This is a genomic window from Arthrobacter sp. Y-9, from assembly GCF_029690065.1.
Lineage (GTDB): Bacteria > Actinomycetota > Actinomycetes > Actinomycetales > Micrococcaceae > Arthrobacter_E.
On record NZ_CP121463.1, the window covers coordinates 3,427,510 to 3,447,715 of the forward strand.

Annotated in this window: 16 protein-coding genes and 1 pseudogene; 3 read left to right on the forward strand and 14 right to left on the reverse strand. The window is 70.7% G+C overall.

Translation table 11 applies throughout. The features are described from left to right. Window positions 1–154 precede the first annotated feature (154 nt). Together P9849_RS15565 and P9849_RS15570 are read right to left on the reverse strand one after the other, a co-directional pair. Complete coding sequence (locus P9849_RS15565) at window positions 155–964, reverse strand: SGNH/GDSL hydrolase family protein (protein ID WP_278267613.1); 810 nt, start codon at window positions 962–964, stop codon at window positions 155–157. Window positions 965–974: 10 nt separating this feature from the next. After that, window positions 975–1,475: a MarR family transcriptional regulator gene (locus P9849_RS15570; protein WP_066213888.1), complete on the reverse strand. Its 501-nt coding sequence runs from the start codon at window positions 1,473–1,475 to the stop codon at window positions 975–977. Between the two features lie 227 nt (window positions 1,476–1,702). Between P9849_RS15570 and aztD the strand changes: the two genes are divergently transcribed. Continuing rightward, window positions 1,703–3,028, forward strand: a complete 1,326-nt coding sequence (gene aztD, locus P9849_RS15575; protein WP_278267614.1) for a zinc metallochaperone AztD — start codon at window positions 1,703–1,705, stop codon at window positions 3,026–3,028. A gap of 80 nt (window positions 3,029–3,108) precedes the next feature. Next, the gene (locus P9849_RS15580) at window positions 3,109–3,405 is read left to right on the forward strand and encodes a YciI family protein (protein WP_278267615.1); all 297 of its coding nucleotides are present in this window, start codon (window positions 3,109–3,111) and stop codon (window positions 3,403–3,405) included. A gap of 282 nt (window positions 3,406–3,687) precedes the next feature. Here P9849_RS15580 and P9849_RS15585 read toward each other — a convergent pair. The 7 genes and pseudogenes from P9849_RS15585 to P9849_RS15615 form a co-directional block, all read right to left on the reverse strand. Further along, window positions 3,688–4,200, reverse strand: a pseudogene (locus P9849_RS15585) (SGNH/GDSL hydrolase family protein); the annotation flags it as partial. Next, window positions 4,197–4,958, reverse strand: a complete 762-nt coding sequence (locus P9849_RS15590) for an SGNH/GDSL hydrolase family protein (protein WP_278269174.1) — start codon at window positions 4,956–4,958, stop codon at window positions 4,197–4,199. The gene P9849_RS15590 and the pseudogene P9849_RS15585, both read right to left, overlap by 4 nt. A gap of 252 nt (window positions 4,959–5,210) precedes the next feature. Continuing rightward, window positions 5,211–6,269, reverse strand: coding sequence for a siderophore-interacting protein (locus P9849_RS15595; protein ID WP_278267616.1), 1,059 nt, complete (start codon window positions 6,267–6,269; stop codon window positions 5,211–5,213). Next, window positions 6,266–7,078, reverse strand: a complete 813-nt coding sequence (locus tag P9849_RS15600; protein WP_278267617.1) for an ABC transporter ATP-binding protein — start codon at window positions 7,076–7,078, stop codon at window positions 6,266–6,268. Before P9849_RS15600 ends, P9849_RS15595 begins: the two co-directional genes overlap by 4 nt. Beyond that, a complete protein-coding gene (locus P9849_RS15605) occupies window positions 7,075–8,244 on the reverse strand; it encodes an iron chelate uptake ABC transporter family permease subunit (RefSeq protein ID WP_278267618.1) in 1,170 nt (389 codons plus the stop codon). The genes P9849_RS15600 and P9849_RS15605 overlap by 4 nt, the downstream gene beginning before the upstream one ends. Further along, a complete protein-coding gene (locus P9849_RS15610; RefSeq protein WP_278269175.1) occupies window positions 8,241–9,248 on the reverse strand; it encodes an iron ABC transporter permease in 1,008 nt (335 codons plus the stop codon). The genes P9849_RS15605 and P9849_RS15610 overlap by 4 nt, the downstream gene beginning before the upstream one ends. 138 nt (window positions 9,249–9,386) lie before the next feature. Continuing rightward, the gene (locus P9849_RS15615) at window positions 9,387–10,472 is read right to left on the reverse strand and encodes an ABC transporter substrate-binding protein (protein WP_278267619.1); all 1,086 of its coding nucleotides are present in this window, start codon (window positions 10,470–10,472) and stop codon (window positions 9,387–9,389) included. A 406-nt stretch (window positions 10,473–10,878) separates the two neighbouring features. Here P9849_RS15615 and P9849_RS15620 point away from each other — a divergent pair, with 406 nt between their 5' ends. After that, complete coding sequence (locus P9849_RS15620; RefSeq protein ID WP_278267620.1) at window positions 10,879–11,376, forward strand: FBP domain-containing protein; 498 nt, start codon at window positions 10,879–10,881, stop codon at window positions 11,374–11,376. Window positions 11,377–11,517: 141 nt separating this feature from the next. On the opposite strand, the gene P9849_RS15625 is transcribed toward P9849_RS15620, so the two are convergent. From P9849_RS15625 to P9849_RS15645, 5 genes are all read right to left on the reverse strand, one after another. Then, a complete protein-coding gene (locus P9849_RS15625) occupies window positions 11,518–12,657 on the reverse strand; it encodes an FUSC family protein (protein WP_347567906.1) in 1,140 nt (379 codons plus the stop codon). A 7-nt stretch (window positions 12,658–12,664) separates the two neighbouring features. Further along, complete coding sequence (gene rlmN / locus P9849_RS15630; protein WP_107003302.1) at window positions 12,665–13,978, reverse strand: 23S rRNA (adenine(2503)-C(2))-methyltransferase RlmN; 1,314 nt, start codon at window positions 13,976–13,978, stop codon at window positions 12,665–12,667. Window positions 13,979–14,227: 249 nt separating this feature from the next. Further along, window positions 14,228–17,680 carry an ATP-binding protein gene (locus P9849_RS15635; RefSeq protein WP_278267621.1) on the reverse strand — a complete coding sequence of 1,151 codons (3,453 nt, stop codon included), beginning with the start codon at window positions 17,678–17,680 and terminating at the stop codon, window positions 14,228–14,230. Continuing rightward, complete coding sequence (locus tag P9849_RS15640; RefSeq protein WP_278267622.1) at window positions 17,677–18,492, reverse strand: DUF4194 domain-containing protein; 816 nt, start codon at window positions 18,490–18,492, stop codon at window positions 17,677–17,679. Before P9849_RS15640 ends, P9849_RS15635 begins: the two co-directional genes overlap by 4 nt. Next, window positions 18,489–20,027, reverse strand: a complete 1,539-nt coding sequence (locus P9849_RS15645; RefSeq protein WP_278267623.1) for a DUF3375 family protein — start codon at window positions 20,025–20,027, stop codon at window positions 18,489–18,491. Before P9849_RS15645 ends, P9849_RS15640 begins: the two co-directional genes overlap by 4 nt. Window positions 20,028–20,206: the final 179 nt, after the last annotated feature.

The window sequence follows — 20,206 nt, forward strand, 5'->3', positions numbered from 1 at the left end:
CGAGGTCCGCTGCAAGCCGGAGCAATCAGGCACACTTCACACAACTGAGCGCCTATCAAGTCTACGGGGCCGCGTCAATTAAGGCCAATCAGCGTGTTTCGCCCGCACGACGACGGCGGGCGGCGCCGGCGTCGCGACCGGCTGGGTCCCCGGCTCAGTCGTCCAGACTGCCCGGGTCCACCAGGTGGGGGTAGCGAGGACTCAGCGAATCCCCGGAGGAGGTCCCTGTCAGCCGGCGCTTGACCCAGGGCACGGCCTCGTCGCGCGTCCACGCCGCGTTGGCCTTGAACGCCTCGGCCCGCGGGACCACGGGCGCCGCCGGCAGGAGCGGCGGGGTGAACGGCCCCGGCTCTGCGCCAGGCGTCTGGATTCCGCGCAGACGATGGAACACCCGCTCGGCCATGTTCTGGTGCCCCAGGGTGGACATGTGCATCCGGTCCACGCCCCAGAGGCGCCAGTCGTTGTACTCCGCGAAGCGCCAGTAATCCACGACGATCGCGTCATGGTCCTCGGCGATGCCCCGGACCAGTTCGTTGTAGATCGCCGTCCGCCCGCGCATGGGGCCGAAGACCTTGGAGGAGCGCGCGTCGAAGCCGGTGAAGAGCAGCACCTGCGCGCCGGAATCCCTCAGGCGCGCGACGGCCCGGCCGTACTCGGCCAGGAGCGCGTCGATGTCGATCCTGGGCCGGAGGATGTCATTGGCGCCGGCGTAGATGCTCACGAGCGTGGGTTTCATCGCGAGCGCAGGCTCGATCTGCTCGGCCAGGATCCCGCGCATCTTGCGCCCGCGGATCGCCAGGTTCGCGTAGCCGACCCCGCCGTCGTCGGCCGCGTCCTGGGCGAGCAGCGCCGCGAACCGGTCCGCCCAGCCGCGCACGCCGTTCGGGCGGGTGGGGTCGATGTCACCGACGCCTTCCGTGAAGGAGTCGCCCAGTGCCACGTAACGGGTGGTGAAGTCGGTCATGGTCCTTCTTTCAGCGGCCTTCCTGGAGTTCCCGGCCCTCGCGGAGGATCCAGTGGTCGCAGTTGAGGCGTTCCACGATCCGTTCACCGACGCGGGCCAGGTCTTCCACATCCTGCTCGTCCAGCGCGTCGAACACCAGCTCCCGCACCACTTCGACGTGTTCCGGGGCGAGCCGGGTCAGGGTCTGGAAACCCTCGTCCGTCAGATGCGCCACGGTGACCCGGGCGTCCTCGGGATGCGACTCCCGCTGGACCCAGCCGCGGCCCTGGAGCTTGGTGACGACATGCGAGAGGCGGGAGAGCGACGCGGACGTCCGAGCGGCCAGTTCACTCATGGCCAGGTACCGCCCGTCGGCCTCGGAGAGCATGGCCAGGACGTTGTAGTCGAACAGGGAGAGACGGCCCCGGGTGTTGAGGTCCGTGTCCAGCGCCGCGGGCAGGAGCGTGCTCACGCTCACCACCGCCAGCCAGGCCCGCCGCTCAGCCGGCGAGAGCCACCGTACATCCTTCATAGGGAGATTCTATGTGCACTGACGGGCGAGGTCAGGGCCGGATTCCGCGGCGCCGGGCGGAGCGCGCGGGAGGGGCGGCCGGGGCGGGACGCGTGGGGACGGGCGGAGATGCCGGCACGGTCCGGGCCGCACTCCGTCGACTGCGGCTGAGCGCGGACGCCTCCCGCCTCCGCGTCACGAACCACCGCCAAGTTGAACTGATAATGAGAATCATTACCATTTAACGAATGATCCGCACCCTCCTGAAACACGCCCCTGCCCACCCCCGCCCGGACTCGCGCCGCACCAAGCCGTGGCTCGCGCTCGCCGTGCCGGCCGCCGTCGTCGGGCTGCTGCTCACCGGCTGCGGCACCCCGGCGCCTGCCGCCGGTACCTCCGCCACGAGCACGCCGACGGCGAGCGCGAAACCGCGCGAGGCGGCCGGACCGACTCCTCGGCTCGTCCTCAGCCACGACGGCGGCCTCACCGTCCTCGACGCGAAGACGCTCAAGCCTGTGGGCGGCGCCGAACTCGACGGCTTCCTCCGTCTCAATCCCGCCGGGGATGGCCGTCACGTGCTCGTCTCGACCGGGGACGCCTTCCGGGTGTTCGACGCCGGGGCCTGGTCCGAGCCGCACGGCGACCACTCGCACCACTACACCTCCGCCCCGCGCCTGACCGGCCGCGCGTTCGCCGCCGACCACGCCGGGCACGTCGTGCGGCACGCCGGGCGGACGGTCCTGTTCAGCGACGGCTCCGGCAAGGTCGAGTCCTTCGACCCGAAGACCCTCACGGAAGCCCTCAAGACCGGCCTGCCCACCACCTCCGTCTACACCACACCGCATCCCCATCACGGCGTGGCGGTCGAACTCTCCGACGGGAAGCTCCTGGTGACCCGCGGCGACGAGAGGTCCCGGAGCGGCATCTCCGTGCTCGGTCCCGCTCCGAAAGGCGGCAGCAGCCAGAACCGCCCCGAACTGCTGAAGAACGACGACTGCCCCGGCGTGCACGGCGAAGCCGTCGCAGCGGACGAGGCCGTGGTGGTCGGCTGCCAGAACGGCATGCTGATCTACCGCGACGGCAAGATCACCAAGGTCGACAGCCCGGACTCCTACGGCCGCCTGGGCAACCAGGCCGGGTCGGAGAAGTCGCCCGTGATCCTCGGCGACTACAAGGTGGACCGTGACGCGACCCTCGAGCGCCCCACCCGCGTCTCCCTCGTGGACACCAGGACGGCCACCCTGCGGCTGGTCGAGCTGGGGACCAGCTACTCGTTCCGTTCCCTCGGCCGCGGACCCGCCGGAGAAGCGCTCGTGCTCGGCACCGACGGCGGCCTGCGCGTGATCGACCCGACGACCGGGAAGATCTCCGCGACCATCCCCGTGGTCGGCGCCTGGACCGAATCGGAGACCTGGCAGGACCCCCGCCCGACGCTCCACGTCCGCGGCGGCACCGCCTACGTGACCGAGCCCGGAAAGCGCACCCTGCACACCGTGGACCTCGGCACGCGCAAGGTCACCGGGAGCACGCAGCTGGAACACGTCCCCAACGAGATGACCAGCATCGACGGCTGACACACGGCCTCGCGAAGCCGTGTGACGTGGCCCCGCCGGCACCCTGTCCGGCGGGGCCGCGAGGCCATTACCCTGGAAGCATGATCGTGGTGTCCCTCAGCTACAGAGTCCCGCTCGACGTGGTGGAGTTCCACATCCCGGCCCACCTCGAGTGGCTGGACGAGTGCTACTCACGCGGGCTGTTCGTGGCGTCCGGCCGCAAATCTCCCCGCACCGGCGGCATCCTGCTGTCCACGGCGGGCCTGGACGAGGTCCGCGCCGCCGTGGAACGCGACCCCTTCAACGTCAACGGCGTGGCCGAGTTCGACATCGAGGAGTTCGTGCCCAATCGGGTCGCCGAAGGGTACGAGGCGCTCCTGCCGCCCGAGGCCGACTAGCCCCGTCACGGGATCCACCGGGCCGGGCACCGGCCAGCGGGGGCCCAGCGCATCGCCGCTGGACACTCCCCGTACCTTGCGCCCGAGCCAGGGCGCGAAATCGCGGCGCAGCCACGCGGCGTCGTCCCTCAGGCGGCGCGCCAGGGTCGCTTTCGCCTCAGCCCCCGACGACGGCATCTCCTCCGCCGCGGTCAGGCGCGGCACCCCGAGCACCTCCAGGACTTTGGCCGCCATATAGCGGTGACCCTCCGCGGACATGTGGAGACGATCAGGAGCCCACAGCGCCCGGTCCTGGAACCGCTCGAAGCACCAGTAGTCCACCAAGGGGCAGTCGAGCTCGCGCGCCACGCGCCGGACCCTCGTGTTGTACGCGGCATTGCGGACTTTGAGCGGTTCCAGCAGCGGCGAGAGCGGCACGTTGTAGCCCGTGAAGAGGAGCACCTGGGCTCCCGACTCCCGCAGCGTCCGCACGGCCCGCTCCAGCCGGTCGAGCAGGGACGCGAGGTCGAGGCGGGCCATGAGCAGGTCGTTCCCGCCGGCGTAGAAACTGACCAGTGTGGGGTTCAGAGCGAGCGCCGCCTCGACCTGCTCCTCGACGATCCTGTCGAGACGCCGCCCCCGGACCGCCAGATTCGCGTACTCCGTGCCGGGATTGAAGCGGGCGAGCTCCTGGGCCACGCGATCCGCCCAGCCCCGGCAGCCGTGGGGCAGGGCCGGCGCCGGATCGCCCACGCCCTCCGTGAAGGAGTCCCCCAGAGCCACGAAGCGCAGCGGGCCGCTCAGATCAAGGATCACGGGCGCTCTCCGTCCGATGCGGCGTCCAGCAGACGGCGTTCCGCGAGTTTCCTCAGACCGCCCTTCCGGGGGACCTTCACAGGCTCCGGCCAGCGCGGTTCGAGGGTGTCCCCCAGGGTCACCCCGCGCAGCTTCCGGCCGAACAGGGGCAGGACCCACTCGTGCACCCAGCGGCGCTGAGCGGCTTCCCACTCACGGAACCCCCGGGGTGTGGGCGGATCCCAGTCCTTCTCCTTGATGCGGTGCGGGACACCGAGCTGCTCCAGGACCCGGGCGGCGAGGTACTTGTGCCCGGCCTTGGACATGTGCAGCCGGTCGGTGTCCCACATGCGCGGGTCGCTGTAGGCGTCGAAGCACCAGTAGTCCACGAGGATCGCGTCGTGCTCGGCGGCGATCTCCCGGACGCGTTCGTTGTAGAAGGTGTTGCGCTTCTTCAGGGGCTCCAGGAGTGCGGAGACCTTGACGTCGTAGCCCGTGAAGAGGATCAGCTGCGCGCCCGTGGACGCCAGGGACGCCACGAGTCCCCGGTAGTCCTCCATGAGGCGGTCCATGTCGGTGCCGAGGTCGAGGATGTCGTTCCCGCCCGCATAGAGCGAGATGAGCGTGGGCTTCATGGCGAGCGCGGGTTCGAGCTGCTCGTCGATGATGTGGCGGAGCCTCTTGCTGCGGATCGCCAGATTGGCGTACTCCCAGCCGGGTTCGGCCTTCGCCAGCCGGTCCGCGACACGGTCCGCCCAGCCCCGCACCCCGTTGGGCATCAGGGGATGGCGGTCCCCCACGCCCTCGGTGAAGGAGTCCCCCAGGGCGAGGTACCGTCGCACCCCGTTCTGCTCGGCCACAGCGCCAGCCTAAGGACCCCGGGCGACGGGCGCGGAACGTCCACGGAACGGGAGGGTGAACTCGTGTCACTCAGGATGGCCGCCGCTGTGCTGAAACAGTGAGTTCCCGCCGAAACAGTGATCACAACACACTGTTTCGACGGGAACTCACTGTTTCGGCGGGGAGCAGGCTCAGCCGATGACGCGGCCGTGGCGCCAGTAGCCCATGAAGGCGACCTGCTTGCGGTCGATGCCGGCGTCGCGCACCAGGTAGCGGCGGATCTCCTTGACCACACCGGCCTCCCCGGCCACCCAGGCGTAGAACGGCAGAGCGCCGGAAGGTGCGCCCGGCACGCGTGTCGCCTCCACTTCAGACGGATCCAGCAGCTGCGGGGTGTCCCAGAGGATCTCGGCGTCGATGTTGACGTCCGCAGGCTCGGAGCCCGCCACGGCAGGCTTGCCGTCGGCCCCGAGCCGGGCGTGACCCGGAAGCGGGACGGCCCGGCGCACGGCCTCCTGCAGCACTTCGCCATGGGGACGGGAACGGCCCAGCGAGGCGCCACGCGCCAGCCACGTGATCTCGATGTCCGCCGCGGTGCGCACATCCTGGAAGTCGCCCGCTTCCGGGACCTCCAGGAAGGCGTGGCCGCTCATGTAGGCGGGCAGGGTCTCCAGGATGGCGCAGATCGCGGGGACCGCGGTTTCGTCGCCGGCCAGGAGCACGCGCTGGGCCAGGCCCGGGCGCCACTCGATGCCGCCGTAGGTCTGCGCAGTGATGCAGTGCGCGGCCCGGTTGTTCGGCCCGATGATGGTCAGACGGTCGCCCGCCGTCGCCTGGGCGGCCCACGTCGCCGCGGGGCCGGCCTCGCCGTCGCCGTGCACGCCGTGCAGCACGAAGTCCACGTCGATCTCCGGGTAGGCCGCGTCGAGACGGGCCTGACGAACGGAGTAGGTGCGCATCGACCCGCGCTCCTCCTCCGGCAGCGCGAGCCACTGCTGGTACCAGCCCTCATCGTGCGCGTTGAACTCCGGGAGCGCGGCCCAGCCGTCGGCGGTCCGCGGCGGGATGATCACCTTGATGCGGGCGTCCAGCAGCTCACCGTGCACGCCGAACTGGCGCAGGCTGTACCCGCCGAACGTGATCCGGCGGAAATTGGCGCCCAGATCCTGCACCGCCGTCACCTGAACGGCGAAAGCGATGGCCATGGGTTCGACGGCGGCGGTGCCTGCCGTCACGGACGTTCCACTCATGCGCGGGCCTCCTCGCGTCGGGTGCTGTGGTGCCTGCCGATGGGGACGATCAAGGGGGTCCCGGAGACAGGGTCGAGCAGGACCTGGGATTCCAGGCCGAACACCTCGGACACCAGGTCCTGGGTGAAGACTTCCTGGGACGGACCCTGTGCCACGATCCGTCCTTCCTTCATGGCCACCACGTAGTGAGCGTAGCGCGCGGCCAGATTGAGGTCATGCAGCACGATCGCCACCGTGGTCCCCCGGCGCTGGTTCAGCTCCGTGACCACGTCCAGGACCTCCACCTGGTGGGCCAGGTCGAGGTAGGTGGTGGGCTCGTCGAGCAGGAGCACATCGGTCTCCTGAGCCAGGGCCATGGCGATCCAGACCCGCTGCCGCTGGCCGCCGGACAGCTCGCTCACGGGGCGCTCGGCCAGCTCCAGCGTGCCGGTGACCTCGAGCGCCTGGTGGACGGCGGCGTCGTCGTCCGCACTGGCGCTCCGGAAGAAGCCCTGGTGCGGGTAGCGGCCACGGCCCACGAGCTCGCGGACCGTGATCGCGTCGGGCGCCAGCGGGTGCTGCGGCAGCAGGCCGAGTTCGCGGGCCAGATCGCGGGCCGCGCGGGTGTGGATGTCCTTGCCGTCCAGGGTCACCACGCCCTGCGCGGGCTTCAGCAGGCGGGACAGGCCCCGCAGCAGCGTGGACTTCCCGCAGGCGTTGGCCCCCACGATCATGGTGATCCGGCCCTCGGGCAGGGTGAGGGACAGGTCCTCCACGATCGCCCGGTCCTGGTACTGGAGCGTGATGTTCTGGGCGTTGAGCCGGCTCATGCCGCCGCCTTTCGTGTCGTACGGTCCGCCCGCTGGGCGCGCCCGGCCGGGGCCACCAGAAGCCAGAGGAGGAAGGGGGCGCCGAGAGCGCCCGTGACGAGACCCACCGGGAGGACGGAGCCGCCCAGCAGGAGAGGCGCCAGATTGGCTCCCGCGAAGTCCGCGATCACCACGATCGCCGCGCCGCTCAGGGCCGCGGTCGGCAGTCCGGCCCGGGGGTCGAGCTGCCGGGCCAGCGGCAGGGACAGGAAGGCCACGAAGGCCAGCGGACCGGCCGCGGCGGTGCCGAACGCCGCCAGTGCGACGGCGACCAGCAGCAGCCCGAGGCGCGCGCGGGGGACGTTCACGCCCAGGCCCGCGGCGGCGTCGTCGCCCAGCTCCAGCACCCGCAACGGCCGGGACAGCCAGAGGAGGGCCGGGACCAGCACCACGAGGGCGAGCGTCAGCACCGTGATGCGCTCCCCCGACGCCGGGTTCAGCGAACCGGAGACCCACAGCAGGGCGTCGGCGGCGGTGCGGATGTCGGTGCGCGCCATGAGGAACTGCACCACGGCCTGAAGCGCCGCACCCACGCCGATGCCGGCCAGGATGAGCCGGAGGCCCGCGTTGCCGCCGCCCAGGCCGCCTCGCGAGAGCGAGTAGATCAGCAGCGCCACGGCGAGGGCGCCCACCAGCGCGGCCACCGAGACGGCCGCTCCGGACGCGCCGAACAGCACGATCGCGGCCACGGCGCTCGCGCTCGCACCGGAGCTCACGCCGATCACGTCGGGGCTGGCGAGGGGGTTGCGGAGCATGGTCTGGAAGGTCGCGCCGGACAGGCCGAACGCCAGGCCCGCCAGGGCGCCGAGGACGGCGCGCGGGATCTTGTTCTCCAGCACGATGAAACTGGCCCCCGGGATGCCCGGTTCGCCGCGGAGATTGCTCACCACGATGGTCACCAGGTCCGGGAACGTCACGGTGTAACTGCCGAGCAGGACGTACCCGAGCACCAGCAGCGGCACCAGGATCGCCAGGACCACGGTCAGCGGCCGCACACGGCGGCGGGCCTCACGCGGCGAGCGCACGACGGCGGCCGGCGCCTCCGCGCCGCCCTCCCGCGGGTGACCGCTCGCCGGAGCCGCGGGACCGGTGCCGGAGACCCTCGGGTCCGTGAGAGCCGGGCTCATACGCCCACCCCCTTGCCGCGTCGGAGGAGCAGGACGAAGACGGGGGCGCCGACCATCGCGGTCAGCACACCGGCCGGGATCTCGCCCGGCAGCACGACCACGCGGCCCAGGACGTCCGCCACGAGCACCAGGGCCGGAGCGGCCAGGAGCGTCGTCCCGAGGAGCCAGCGGTGATCCGGGCCCGTGAAGCGGCGCAGGGCGTGCGGGACGACCAGACCGACGAAGCCGATCGGCCCCGCGACGGCCGTGGCCCCACCGGCCAGCAGCACCACGGCGATGCCTGCCACCGCGCGGGTCAGGCCGACACGCTGGCCCAGGGCGCGGGCCGCGTCATCACCCATGGCGAGGCCGTTGAGCGGGCGGGCCATGCCGAGCGCCAGGACGGCCCCGACGGCCAGGAAGGGAAGAGCGGGGAGGACGGCGTCCCATTCGCGCGCGGCCACACTGCCGAGCTGCCAGAAACGGAAACGGTCCAGGGTGTCCTGCCGGGTCACGAGGGCCATGCTCATGAGGGAGTACAGCCCGGCCGAGAGGGCGGCGCCGGCGAGGGCGAGGGACAGCGGGGTGGGGCCGGAGCCGCTGCCGCCCTGGGCGCGTCCGGCGAACGTCGCCAGGACGTACACGAGCACCATGGCCACGGCCGCGCCGATCAAGGCGACCCAGAGGTACGCGCCCACGCTGGCGAGGCCCAGGAACTGGATGCCGAACACCACGGCGCACGCGGCGCCGGCATTGACGCCGAGGATGCCGGGGTCGGCCAGGGGGTTGCGGGTCACGCCCTGCATGAGGACGCCCGCCAGGCCGAGCGCCGCACCCGCGACGACGGCCAGCACGGTGCGCGGCAGCCGCGACAGCACGACGGCCTGGTCACCGTTGCCGGGGTCTGCCGCCGGGGCGAACGCGTGGCCGAGGGCGTCCAGGACCTCGGGGAACGGCACGGCCCGCGCGCCGACCGCCAGGGAGGCCAGGCAGGCCAGCCCCAGCAGGACGGCGAGGGTCAGCAGGAGGAGGCCGCGGCGTCGCGCGTCGCGGCCTTCCCCCGTGGCGGCCGTCCCCGGGGACGACGGAGTGTTCAGGCGCCGCACGGCGTCATCTCCTGTGTCCGTCCCGGAGGAGGGCCGTGCCTGAGTGAGGGACACGGGCTACTTGCCGGCCTTCTCGGCCGCGGCCGCGATCTGGTCCAGCGTGGTGTCCAGGGCCCACGGGAGGCTCAGCGGGGAGGCCGCGGAGGTGGCGAGGGTGACCGTCTTGTCCTCGAACGCGACGAAGGCGCCCTTCTTGATGGCCGGAATCTGGCCGAGCAGCGGGTCCTTCTTGATGGCGTCGGTGGTCTTGGCGTCCGGCACCCAGGTGACGAAGACGTCGCTGGCGAGCTCGTTGGCCTTCTCCGCCGACCACGGCAGGAAGAACTCCTTGCTGCCCTTGCTCTTGTCCGCGACGACGGGCGCCAGGGTCATGCCGATGGAGGAGAGGAAACGCGGGCGGTTGTCGTTGGCGGTGTAGACGTTCACGCCGTCACCCTTGGCAGGCTCGAGGTTGCCGTAGATGAAGGACTTGCCGGCGATCGCCGGGTGGGCGGCGGCCTTGTCCTTGATCTGCTGCTCGACGTTCTTGACCAGTTCGTTGGCCTCGGTCTCCTTGCCGAGGGCCTTGCCGATCATCGTGGTGGCGGTCTCCCAGGGGGTGCCCCAGGCGAGTTCCGGGTAGGCGACGACGGGTGCGATCTTGGAGAGCTTCTGGTAATCGTCCTTGCTCAGACCCGAGTAGGCGGCCAGGATGACGTCCGGGTTGGTCTTGGCCAGCTCGGTGAAGTTGATGCCGTCGGCCTCGGAGTACATGGCGGGGGCCTTGGCGGTGCCGAAGGAGGCGCCGAGCTTCTCCAGGGCGGCGTCCTTCCACGGGGTGGAGCCCTTGTCATTGCCGCCCCACTCGACCTTCGGAACGCCGACCGGGACCACGCCGAGGGCGATGGCGACGTCGTCGTTGACCCAGGCCACGGTGGCGACGCGCTGCGGCTGCGCCTTGATGGTGGTCTCGCCGTACACGTGCTTGATGGTCACGGGGAAGGAGGCGGAGCTCGACTGCGCCGGTGCGCTGGTCGAGGCGGTGCCGCCGGCCGGGCCCGTGGCACAAGCCGCCAGGACGACGGCGGACAGGGCGGCAGCGCCCAGGCCGGCTCCCGTCCGGAGCAGAGTGCGGCGGCTGGGCTGGTTGACGTCGGACGACATACGGGCTCCTCGAGGAACAATGAAAGGTGCTTAGGCAAGGCTAAGCTATTTCGGCGGCAAATACGTTAAGTTTTTATCACTTATTGCTCCGAGCTGGGAATCCTCCGTCGCCGATGTGACGAAGCGCACATTCCACAGGGCGCGCTACACTGGAGAAGTCGGAAAAGACGCTTTCACATCCCGGTGCCGTCCGGGCAGAGGAGTTGAGCATGCGCACCAGTACCGTGCCTCATGCCGCGGATCGCGGGGTGGCCGTCATGGCCTGCTGCGCACCCGTGCCCTCCTCCTCTCACCACTGAACCGCCGGTTCCTCTTCGCTCAGACCCCGGGCATATCTCTGCCCGCCGGAGTCTTCCGGGCGAGCTCGCGGCGGTTCTCCACCGACTCACCGTGAAAGCACAGAACCATGCAGCAACCCAGCGCCCAGAAGATCCGCGCCTCCTTCATCAACGCCAGCCGCTCCGAGGCCTCCAAGCTCAACCTCCCCAAGGACTTCGACTCCCTGGACTGGGAGAACCTGGACTACCTCGGCTGGCGGGACCCCAAGATGCCCCTGCGCGGCTACCTCGTCCTGCCGTCCGACGACGGCAAGCTCACCTCCGTCCTGCTCCGGGCGCCCGAAGGCGGGGCCCGGAAGAACCGGTCCGTGCTCTGCGAACTCTGCCGGGCCGTTCACGCCAAGAACGACGTGTTCCTGTGGGTGGCCCGCCGCGCAGGCCAGTCCGGCCGTGACGGGAACACCGTCGGCACGTTGATCTGCGCCGACTTCGACTGCAGCGCCAACGTGCGCGTGGAGCCGCCGAAGAACGAGATCAACCCGGACCCCGCCGTCGTCGTGAAGGAACGCATCGTGGGCCTGAAGGAACGCGCCCAGCTGTTCCTGGACCGCGTCCAGGGCCTCTGAGGTTCGCGCCGGGGGCCGGGAGTCCAGGGTCAGGCAGAACTGGGTGAGTTCGCTATCGAGGGTGTGAGGTCGCTACACGATGTAGCGACCTCACACCCTCACTAGCGAACTCGGCAGCAGGGGCGGGCACAAGACCCAGGGTCACGCCCGCCGGGACGCCACAACCCGCCGGAACACCGCCGGCGCGATCACCACGAGCAAGCCGACAGCCGATCCGATCACGGTGTCGATGAGCCGGTCGTGGAACAGCGCACCCGGCTCCACCGGAGCGACCAGGAGCGTGGACAGCAAGGCCAGCGGGGTCACGAGCACCTGTGCCAGGAAGTACTGCCGGGTGATCAGGAGTTCGACGCCGAACTGGCACAGCGCGATGAGCACCACCATCTGCCACACCTCCGGCCGGAGCGCCACGATCGCGCCGAGCACGGCGAGACCCACCACGGTGCCGAACACACGCTGAAGACCGCGGGTCACACGATGCCGGGTGGAATGCCCCACGAGCGGCACCACGGACGCGACCATGGCCCAGTAGTTGTGCCCGAAGCCGAGCGCCTGGCCCACCGCCGTCGCGACACAGCCCGCGATGGCCGGCGCCACGATGTATCCCACGGACTCGATCCACACCATGCGCTGTTCCGCGGGAGCCACCCGGATCCGCCAGACCCTCCGCAGCTCTTTCCAGTTCAGCGGCGTGCGATGGGACGGCCTGACCCGGGACAGGAGGCCGATGCCGAGGCACAGGGCGATCGTCAGGATCGAGGTCAGGGCCACCTCCCAGAGGGGCGGCTGATGCGGCACGGACGCGACGGCCGCGAAGGCGAAGATGTAGAACAGGGAACCCGCGGGCCGCAGATGCCACAGCCCCGCGATCACCGAACAGGCCCACGCGACGCCGGTGGTGACGGCGACGCTGACCCAGGGGTCGAGGACCCCACCGGGGCTCTGCCGGGCCAGGAGCGTCGCGGCCATGAGCACCCCGAACATGAGGAGACCGGCCCGCGCCTGCGTGACCACACGCATCCGGTGCGGTTCGTTACGGCCGTAGATGCCCGTGAACGCGGAGAAGTTGGCAAAGATCGCAAGGTCCAGACGTCCCGTCAGGACCAGCAGGAGCAGTGGCAGGAAGAGCCCGAGCGCCACGCGGGCGGCCGGGTGATGATCACGCCCCGCCGGCCCGATGCTGAACAGCATCTCCCGGAAGAACGAGCCCACGGCCCGTACGCGCCCTCCGGCGGCCCGGCCGTCGCCGGGCGCCTCGTCCAGTGCGCCGCTCCGAGTCACGTGCCGCTTACTCCGCCGCGGCGAGCTGCCCGCAGGCGCCGTCGATCTCCTTGCCGCGGGTGTCCCGCAGCGTGGTGGGCACGCCGGCGTCGCGCAGGGTGGCGACGAAGAGGTCCTGGATCTCCGGCTCGGAGGCCGTCCAGATCGAGCCGGGGGTCGGGTTCAGCGGGATCGGGTTCACGTGGACCCAGCCCCGGCCACGCCGGTTGAGCTTCTTGGCCAGGAGCGCGGCACGCCAGGCATGGTCGTTCATGTCCTTGATGAGCGCATACTCGATGCTCACGCGGCGGCCGGTCTTGCGGAAGTAGTCGTACGCGGCGTCGATCGCCTCGTCCACGTTCCAGCGGTTGTTGACGGGGATCAGCTCGTCCCGGAGCTCGTCGTCCGGGGCGTGCAGGGACAGCGCGAACGTCACGGGGACATCCTCGTCCGCGAGCTTACGGATCGCCGGTACCAGCCCGACCGTGGACACCGTGATGTTGCGGGCGCTCATGCCGAGGCCCTGCGGGGACGGGTCGACGAAGCGGTGCACCGCCGCCATGACGCGCTTGTAATTGGCCAGCGGCTCACCCATGCCCATGAAGACGATGTTGGTGACGCGCTCGTCGTCGTGCTCCTTCTCGCCCAGCTCGCCCGCGGCGATGGCACGGTTCGCGGCCACCACCTGGTCCACGATCTCCGCCGTGGACATATTGCGGGTCAGGCCGGCCTGGCCCGTGGCGCAGAACGGGCAGTTCATGCCGCAGCCCGCCTGGGAGGAGACGCAGAGGGTGATGCGGCCGGGGTAGCGCATGAGCACGGACTCGACCAGCGCGCCGTCGAACAGCCGCCAGAGGAACTTGATGGTGTTGCCGTCATCCGTCCGGAGGCGGCGGACCTGCGTCAGGAGCGGCGGGAACATGGCCTCGACCAGTTCCTCACGGCCGGCCTTCGGCAGATCGCTCATCTGCTCGGGGTCCGTGGTCCAGTGCTGGAAGTAGTGCGTGGAGAGCTGCTTGGCGCGGAAGGCGGGCAGTCCTAGCTCCTTGAGCTTCGCGGCGCGCTCGTCCAGGGTCATGTCCGCGAGGTGCTGCGGCGGTTGCTTCACGCGCGGCGAGGCGAACTGCAGGAGCGGGCGGCCCTCGGTGGTGCGGGCCTGCTCCCAGCCTTCGGCCGCGGGGCGGACCTGCGGGCGGTCCTCGGTGAGGGCCACCTTCGCGACCGCTTCACCGTGTGCCGAACCCTGGATTTTGGCGGGCACGACGCCGGCACGCGCCGGGCGCGCGGAAGCCTTGCCGTTGCTGGGCGTTTCGGAGCTGGGGTTACGGGGTGAGGAAGCCATCACCTTCCATTGTCCCACGGCTGCCCGGCGGCCCGACAGCTCCCGGGCCCCGGCCGACGCGCACCCCGCGGACGCCCCCGCCGGACCCGCTGCGACGAACACGTGCCGAAACAGTGAGTTTCCGCCGAAACAGTGAGCAGAACACACTGTTTCGGCGGAAACTCACTGTTTCGGCGGGGAGAGCCGCGGCGGGCCTGCGGACCACGCCCACTCCCACCCCGGCCCCCGGACCGACCCGGGCCAGCCCCGCTACCCCAGCCGGATGTCCACGGGGTTCGCCTCACTCCGGGGCTGACCTGGGGCGGCCTTGCCCCCGATCGGCAGGACGCCCGAGCGGTTCGTGCGGCGGTCCCGCAGGATCTCCGTGACGGATCCGAGGTGGCGTGAGAGATCGATCACGTTCTCCGGCGCCGCCAGGAGCAGCTGGAAGCCGAACTCGTGCAGCGCGGCGATGCCCTGACCCGCGAACTCCTCGCTGGCCAGCACGAACGCCTCGTCCATCATCACGGTGCCGTAGCTCGTGAAGCCCTGCTCCGCGATGCCCAGCTGGTAGCTCAGGGCCGCCGCCATGATGAACGCCGTGAACCGCTGCCGCTCGCCACCGGACATGGAGCCGGTGTCCGAGTGCATGAACACCTCGGCCCGGGGCTCCTCGCCCTCCACCTGGACCATGCGGTGCTCCTTGCACGCGATGAACAGGTGCCCTCGGACGTCCAGGACCTCCGCCCGCCAGCGGCGATCCTCCGGCGCCTGGGAGGAGAGCCTGGTGACCAGATTCTCGAGGGTCTTGTAGCGGATGGTGAGCTCGTCGTCGTCGGCCGTGGCGCCGGGCGCACCCTCGGAAGCCGCCTCCGCGCCGCGCGCAGGCCGGACCCGCAGCGCCCGCGAGATGGCGTCCTTGAACGCCTTGGCGCTCGGCGGGACCGTCTGCTTGATGTCGAGTTCCAGGTGGCTGCCCTCATGGAAGTCCACACCGGCGAGGATGCCGTTGAGCGGCAGGATGCGGCTCGTGATGGCGCGCCGTTCCTCGTCCAGAAGGTGCAGCAGGGTGGAGAAGGACTCGTGGGTGCGCTGGTTGAAGAAGGCCCGGAACTCCTCCTCCTGAGCGGGCAGACCGTCCCGGACGATCGCGTGGTAGCGCTGTTCGTAGTCCGGCGCGGCCCCGATCCCAGTGCCGTGATCCGCCGAGACGGTGCCGCCCCAGCGGCGGGCGAACGAGTCGAAGATCCTGGTCAGGCGCTCGGCCGTGGCCTGCGCGGCACTTTCGGCCCAGTGCAGCTCGTCCTGCAGGGCGGAGCGCACGCGCACGGCGGCCAGGTCGAGCTCGGCGATGTCCCCGAACTCCCCCATCTCCTCGAACCGCGGGGCGAGCGCCTCCACGGTCTCGGGCGACGGCGGGTTCTCCGCCACGCGCTTGCGGGCGGCGGCGAGCAGCTTGTCCGCGGAGACGAGCTGGGCGTCCAGCGCCTTGTACTCGTTCTGGAGGACGGCCGCGGCCTCGGTGCTCTCCTGGTGCTGCCTCCGGGTCTGCTCGACCTTGGCCCGCAGGGGCTCCAGATCGGCCTGGGCCGCGAGCGCATCGGCCAGACGCCGCTCCAGCCGCTGCACCTCCTCGGCCGCGACCTCCGCGGAGACCTCGCTCCACTCGCGGTGGTCCGCGGCGACCCGGCGCAGAGCCTCGAGCTGCCGGGCCACACCCTGGTGCGAATCCTCGCGGTCCTGGGCCACGGTCTCCGCGGCTTTGAGGGTCTCCCGCAGCTCGGCGATCCGGTCCTGGACCATGGCGACCTTGCTGGCGTTGTCGAAGCCGAGCACGAAGTCACGACGCGCGGCGAAGCGGTCGTCCTTCTCCACGGTGTGGCTGTTGCGCTTGACCACGCCGCCCAGCGACAGGCCGCGTTCCAGCCCGGCGAGCTCGGCCGGGTCCTCCACGCACGGATACGCGTAGTCCAGCGCGATCCGCTCGCGCAGCCACTCGACGGCCGTCTCCCGGGCCGGTGTCAGCCCGGTCTCCAGGAAGCGCAGCTTCGCCAGCAGGTCCCGGGGTTCCACGGCGGACAGGGCCGCTTCCGCGCCGGGCAGGACGCGGGAGACGTCGACGGCGCGCAGGGCCCCGCGGATCGTGGTGCCGTCCAGGAATTCGGTCACGCGGGTGAACAGCTCGCCCGGGACGAGGAGCGTGGTGGCGAGATTGCGCAGGGCGCGCTCGGCGGCGGGACGCCACCGGTCCTCCTCGGGGAGCAGGTCCATCAGCTCGCCGGCGAACGGCAGCTCCGAGATCTCGACCTCCAGCGCCGCGGCGATCGCGGCCCGGTTCTCGAGGGCGGGCTGCGGCATGAGCGACGTGCCCGACTGCAGGGACCGCAGCTCCTTCCCGGCCTCCTCCAGCTCGCGCTTGGCGGTGGCGTGGGCGTCGAAAGCCTCGAAGCGGAGCGCCTTGAGGGATTCGGCGTCGCCCGTCAGCTCGGCGCTGCGCCGCTCGGCCTGCTGGTGCGCCTGCGCCCAGCCCTCGGCCGTCCACTGGAGTTCCAGACCGGCGTCGCGCAGTTGCTTCTGCACGGTCGTCTCGAGGTCACGACGGAGCCGCTGCGCCAGCCGCGCGTTCTCCAGACCCGCCTCGATCGAGGCGATCGCGTTGCCGCCCTGGTTGTTGTAGTCGAGTTCCAGCTCGCGCAGCTGCGCGGCGAGCGCGTCGCGGCTCATCCGCTCGGCCTTGAGCGCCTGCGCCTTGTCCGCGGCGAGCGCCTTGAGCCGCGCCACGGTGTTCTCATGCACGACGACGGCGAGCGCCTGCCGCTGCGCGTCGAACTCGGTGCCGCCCAGGGTCCGGAGGCGGTTGGCTTCCAGCAGGTGGCGGGCGTAGTCCTTGTTCAGCTGCGGGACGGGGGCGAGATCATCGCGCTGGAGGCGGACGTCCTCGAGCCGCTGACGGATCGAGATGAGGTTGCTGAACTCCTCCACGACGGCGTCCGCGGCGTCCAGCGTGGCGGGCGGGTCGAGGACCTGGTCACGGAAGAAGGTGTTGACGCTGCCGCCGAGACCCTTGCCGGCCTGGATGACGCGCAGGAGCGGCAGGGCCTGGTCGCTGCCGATGCCGAGGATGCGCCGGAACCGTTCGGCGAAGGTGCGGTGCACGTCGAACACCTGTGCGCCGGGGAAGGCGTCCTCAAGGGCCGAGCGCGTGAAGCGTTTGTGCGCCAGGGTCTCCAGCACGTCCACGTCGAGCGGGACGGAGTCGATCATGTAGTGGCGGCCCACATTGGCCTCGGTGCCGTTCTTCGGCAGGTCGAAGAGGGCGGAGAGCGTCACCGTGGTGCCGGCGGCATTGTCGAAGGTCAGCGCGACGGCCGACCAGGTGGCGCCCGGCCGCTGGAACGCGCTCGTGGCGCCGTCCGTGGTGGCGCGGTCGCCGACCTTGCCGCGCATGTAGGTGTAGGTGGTGCGCTTATCGTCCACCGCGCCGCCCATCCGGGCCGCGGCGGCCTCGTTGGAACGGGGCCGGGCGTCGAACACGCGGAGCATGGCGTCGAAGAGCGTGGACTTGCCGACGCCGGAGTTGCCGGTCAGGAGGGTGCCGCGGCGGTCGACGTGCATGACATGGGCGCCGTGGAACGTGCCCCAGTTGACGAGCTGGACCCTCGCCAGTCGCATCTGGCCCGGGTTGATGTCGTCACCGATGGGCAGCAGCACGGGGATGCTCATGCCTGCTCCTCCTCATGGGTTCCGGGCTCGTCAGTGGGCTGGGCGACGTCGGCGACGTCCGAGTCGGCGACGTCCGAGTCGGCGACGTCCGAGTCGGCGTCGTCCGGCTCCGCGTCGACGTCACCGGCGTCGTCGATGTCCAGGAGCGCCTGGGTGCCCACCGCGTCCTCCGTGGCGTGCTGGAGTCTTTCCAGCTGGGCCGTGATGGCGGTGATGCTGTCGAACGGGAGGGCCAGCGGCAGGGCGCCGCTGATGCCGTAGACGTTCTCCAGACCGGTCGGCAGGAGGAGCTGGCGGGCGCGGAGCTTCTCGACGGCGGCCTGGACGGTCTTGGCGTCCCGGTACGCGTCCTGCTCCGCGGCGGGCTGGTAGTGCGCCACGATCTCCGCGATCTCCTCCAGGGTGACCGTGGGCTCCGTCTGGGCCTCGCTGTGCCGGTCGAGGAGGAGCCGGAGGCGCAGCAGGACGATGGTCTCCACGCGGCTGAGCGCCCGCTGCTGCCGGAGCAGGCTGGACCGGGCGTTGCCGCCGAGCAGCTCCGGGTCCACCGGGCGCAGGACGGCGATCTTGCGTTCGTGGTCCAGGTGCAGGGTCAGGAACAGCTCCGAGAGGCGCGACCGGAGGACCTGCTGATGATCGGTCAGCGTGGTCCACAGCTTCTCGTCGCGCCCGCCGTCCACATAGGGACCCTTGAGCAGGCGCACGAGGGCATGACGGAGCCGCAGAGGGAGGACGCCGGTGTCGCCGGGGTAGAGCTCGGCTCCGTCCACGAAGGTGTCCCGGGCGTCGACGCCGTGGATCTGCTCGCTCATTCCTGTCCTTCCTTCTTGCGTTGCCTGCGCTTGGTGCTCGACGTCTGCGTCGCCGGCCCACCTGGCGTGTCCGGCGCATGCGCGCCTTCGACGGCGGTGCCGCCGGCACTGCCCGGCAGCGTCACGAGCGGCACCGTCGCGGCGCGCAGGCTGCCGTCCACCTGCTCGAACTCCACGTTCTCCTGGCCGCCGGCGGAGAACGCCGCCCCGGAGTTGAGCGCTTCGGACAGCAGGGCACGGATCGAGTTGATGTGCCGTTCCTGGGGCGGGAGGGCGGACCAGGCCCCGCCCACCGTCTGCGCCCCGGCCAGGGCGGTCCGGATCAGCGCCGGTTTGGCCTTCGGCGTCCGCGGCGCGCGGGTCCGGTCCTGCTCGGCGAAGTCGATGGGATCCGCCAGCCGTGGCGGCTCCTCGAATTCGTCTGGGTCGAACAGCTGCACCATGGAGATCGATTCCAGCACGCCGCCGAACAGCTCCGGCGCGGCCGCGAAGCCCGGCTTGTCCCGTTCATAGGGAAGGCCGCGGACGGCCTGTTCTGCCTGCCGGAGCGCCTGCCGGAGGCGGAGCGAATGCCGGAAATCGTCGCTCTGCACATAGGTGTTGAGGCTCTCGGAGAGCTTGCCATAGATCCGCTGGATCTGCGCGTGCTGGTTCCGGAGCTCAGAGACGAGGCTCTTGAGGGTCTCGCGGTCCTCGGCGGCGAGGGTGTCCGCGAACTGACGGCTCAGCACCTCGGCGATCGCCGAGCGGAACCGCAACTGCTGCTGAGGGTCCTCAAGGAACGCGGTGAAGGAGCGGAAGGTCCTGCCCTCGGGGCTCTGGCGGAGGATGCGGTCCTGTTCCAGCACCTGGGCCATCGTGGCGCCCTTGGTCAGGGACTCCTCGATGATCTGGTTACGGAGCTTGCCCACCAGGTCCTCGATGCTGTCGCGCATCTTCTTGTAGTCGGCCGGGAGGCTCGCGGCGAGGTCCAGGATGTTCTCCGTGGCTTCCACGGCCTCATCCTCGTCCAGCAGCCCGTCGAGCTCACCGGAGGTGATGCCGCGGATCAGTTCCTCGCGTTCCTGGATCTCCTCGCGGAGGGACTCCAGGCGTGCCGTCTGGTCCGGGTTGGTCTCGTGGGCCAGCTTCTCGACATCGTTCAGCAGCGTGCCGAGACGGGAGCCGGTGAGCGTGGAGCGGGGCGAGCTGAGACTCTCCAGGAAGGCGAGCACGCGGGACGCCGCTTCGGTGAGTTCGTAGACGATGTGCCCGGAGTGGTGCCGTCGGGTCACGAACTTCCGGCGCGTCCACTCATCGGCCACGGTGCGTCCGGTGTTCGCGCCCGCGACCGTCGGGTCGGTGGCGCGCAGCTGTTCCAGGCAGAGGTCGAGTTCCGCGTGGAACTCCTCGAGGGTCAGGCTCGGCCGGGTCCGGGTGAAGGTGGACTGCAGGACGGCGATCACCCAGGGGGCCGATCGTGTCAGCGCCCAGGCGGGGCCTTTGGTCAGCACTTCGAGCGTGGCGAGCCGTCGCGAGAGGTCCGTGGTGTCCACCGGGCACGCCCCTTTCCATAACCTCTCGACCCCGCGCGGAGCGAAGCACGCCGAAAATGACCAGCTTTAAGGGTACGCGGGCCGCGCGGCGGGTCCGGACCTGTCATTTTTCATCACAAACGAACTACGATTCCGCAACGGACCCGACACGTCGTTCCCCTGACCGCGCCCCGGTCGCT

Coding starts and splice junctions, on each gene's coding strand:
- P9849_RS15565 (WP_278267613.1), bottom strand. CDS start 964: ATGACCGACTTCACCACCCGTTACGTGGCACTGGGCGACTCCTTCACG.
- P9849_RS15570 (WP_066213888.1), bottom strand. CDS start 1,475: ATGAAGGATGTACGGTGGCTCTCGCCGGCTGAGCGGCGGGCCTGGCTG.
- aztD (WP_278267614.1), top strand. CDS start 1,703: ATGATCCGCACCCTCCTGAAACACGCCCCTGCCCACCCCCGCCCGGAC.
- P9849_RS15580 (WP_278267615.1), top strand. CDS start 3,109: ATGATCGTGGTGTCCCTCAGCTACAGAGTCCCGCTCGACGTGGTGGAG.
- P9849_RS15590 (WP_278269174.1), bottom strand. CDS start 4,958: ATGCCCAACGGGGTGCGGGGCTGGGCGGACCGTGTCGCGGACCGGCTG.
- P9849_RS15595 (WP_278267616.1), bottom strand. CDS start 6,269: ATGAGTGGAACGTCCGTGACGGCAGGCACCGCCGCCGTCGAACCCATG.
- P9849_RS15600 (WP_278267617.1), bottom strand. CDS start 7,078: ATGAGCCGGCTCAACGCCCAGAACATCACGCTCCAGTACCAGGACCGG.
- P9849_RS15605 (WP_278267618.1), bottom strand. CDS start 8,244: ATGAGCCCGGCTCTCACGGACCCGAGGGTCTCCGGCACCGGTCCCGCG.
- P9849_RS15615 (WP_278267619.1), bottom strand. CDS start 10,472: ATGTCGTCCGACGTCAACCAGCCCAGCCGCCGCACTCTGCTCCGGACG.
- P9849_RS15620 (WP_278267620.1), top strand. CDS start 10,879: ATGCAGCAACCCAGCGCCCAGAAGATCCGCGCCTCCTTCATCAACGCC.
- rlmN (WP_107003302.1), bottom strand. CDS start 13,978: ATGGCTTCCTCACCCCGTAACCCCAGCTCCGAAACGCCCAGCAACGGC.
- P9849_RS15635 (WP_278267621.1), bottom strand. CDS start 17,680: ATGAGCATCCCCGTGCTGCTGCCCATCGGTGACGACATCAACCCGGGC.
- P9849_RS15640 (WP_278267622.1), bottom strand. CDS start 18,492: ATGAGCGAGCAGATCCACGGCGTCGACGCCCGGGACACCTTCGTGGAC.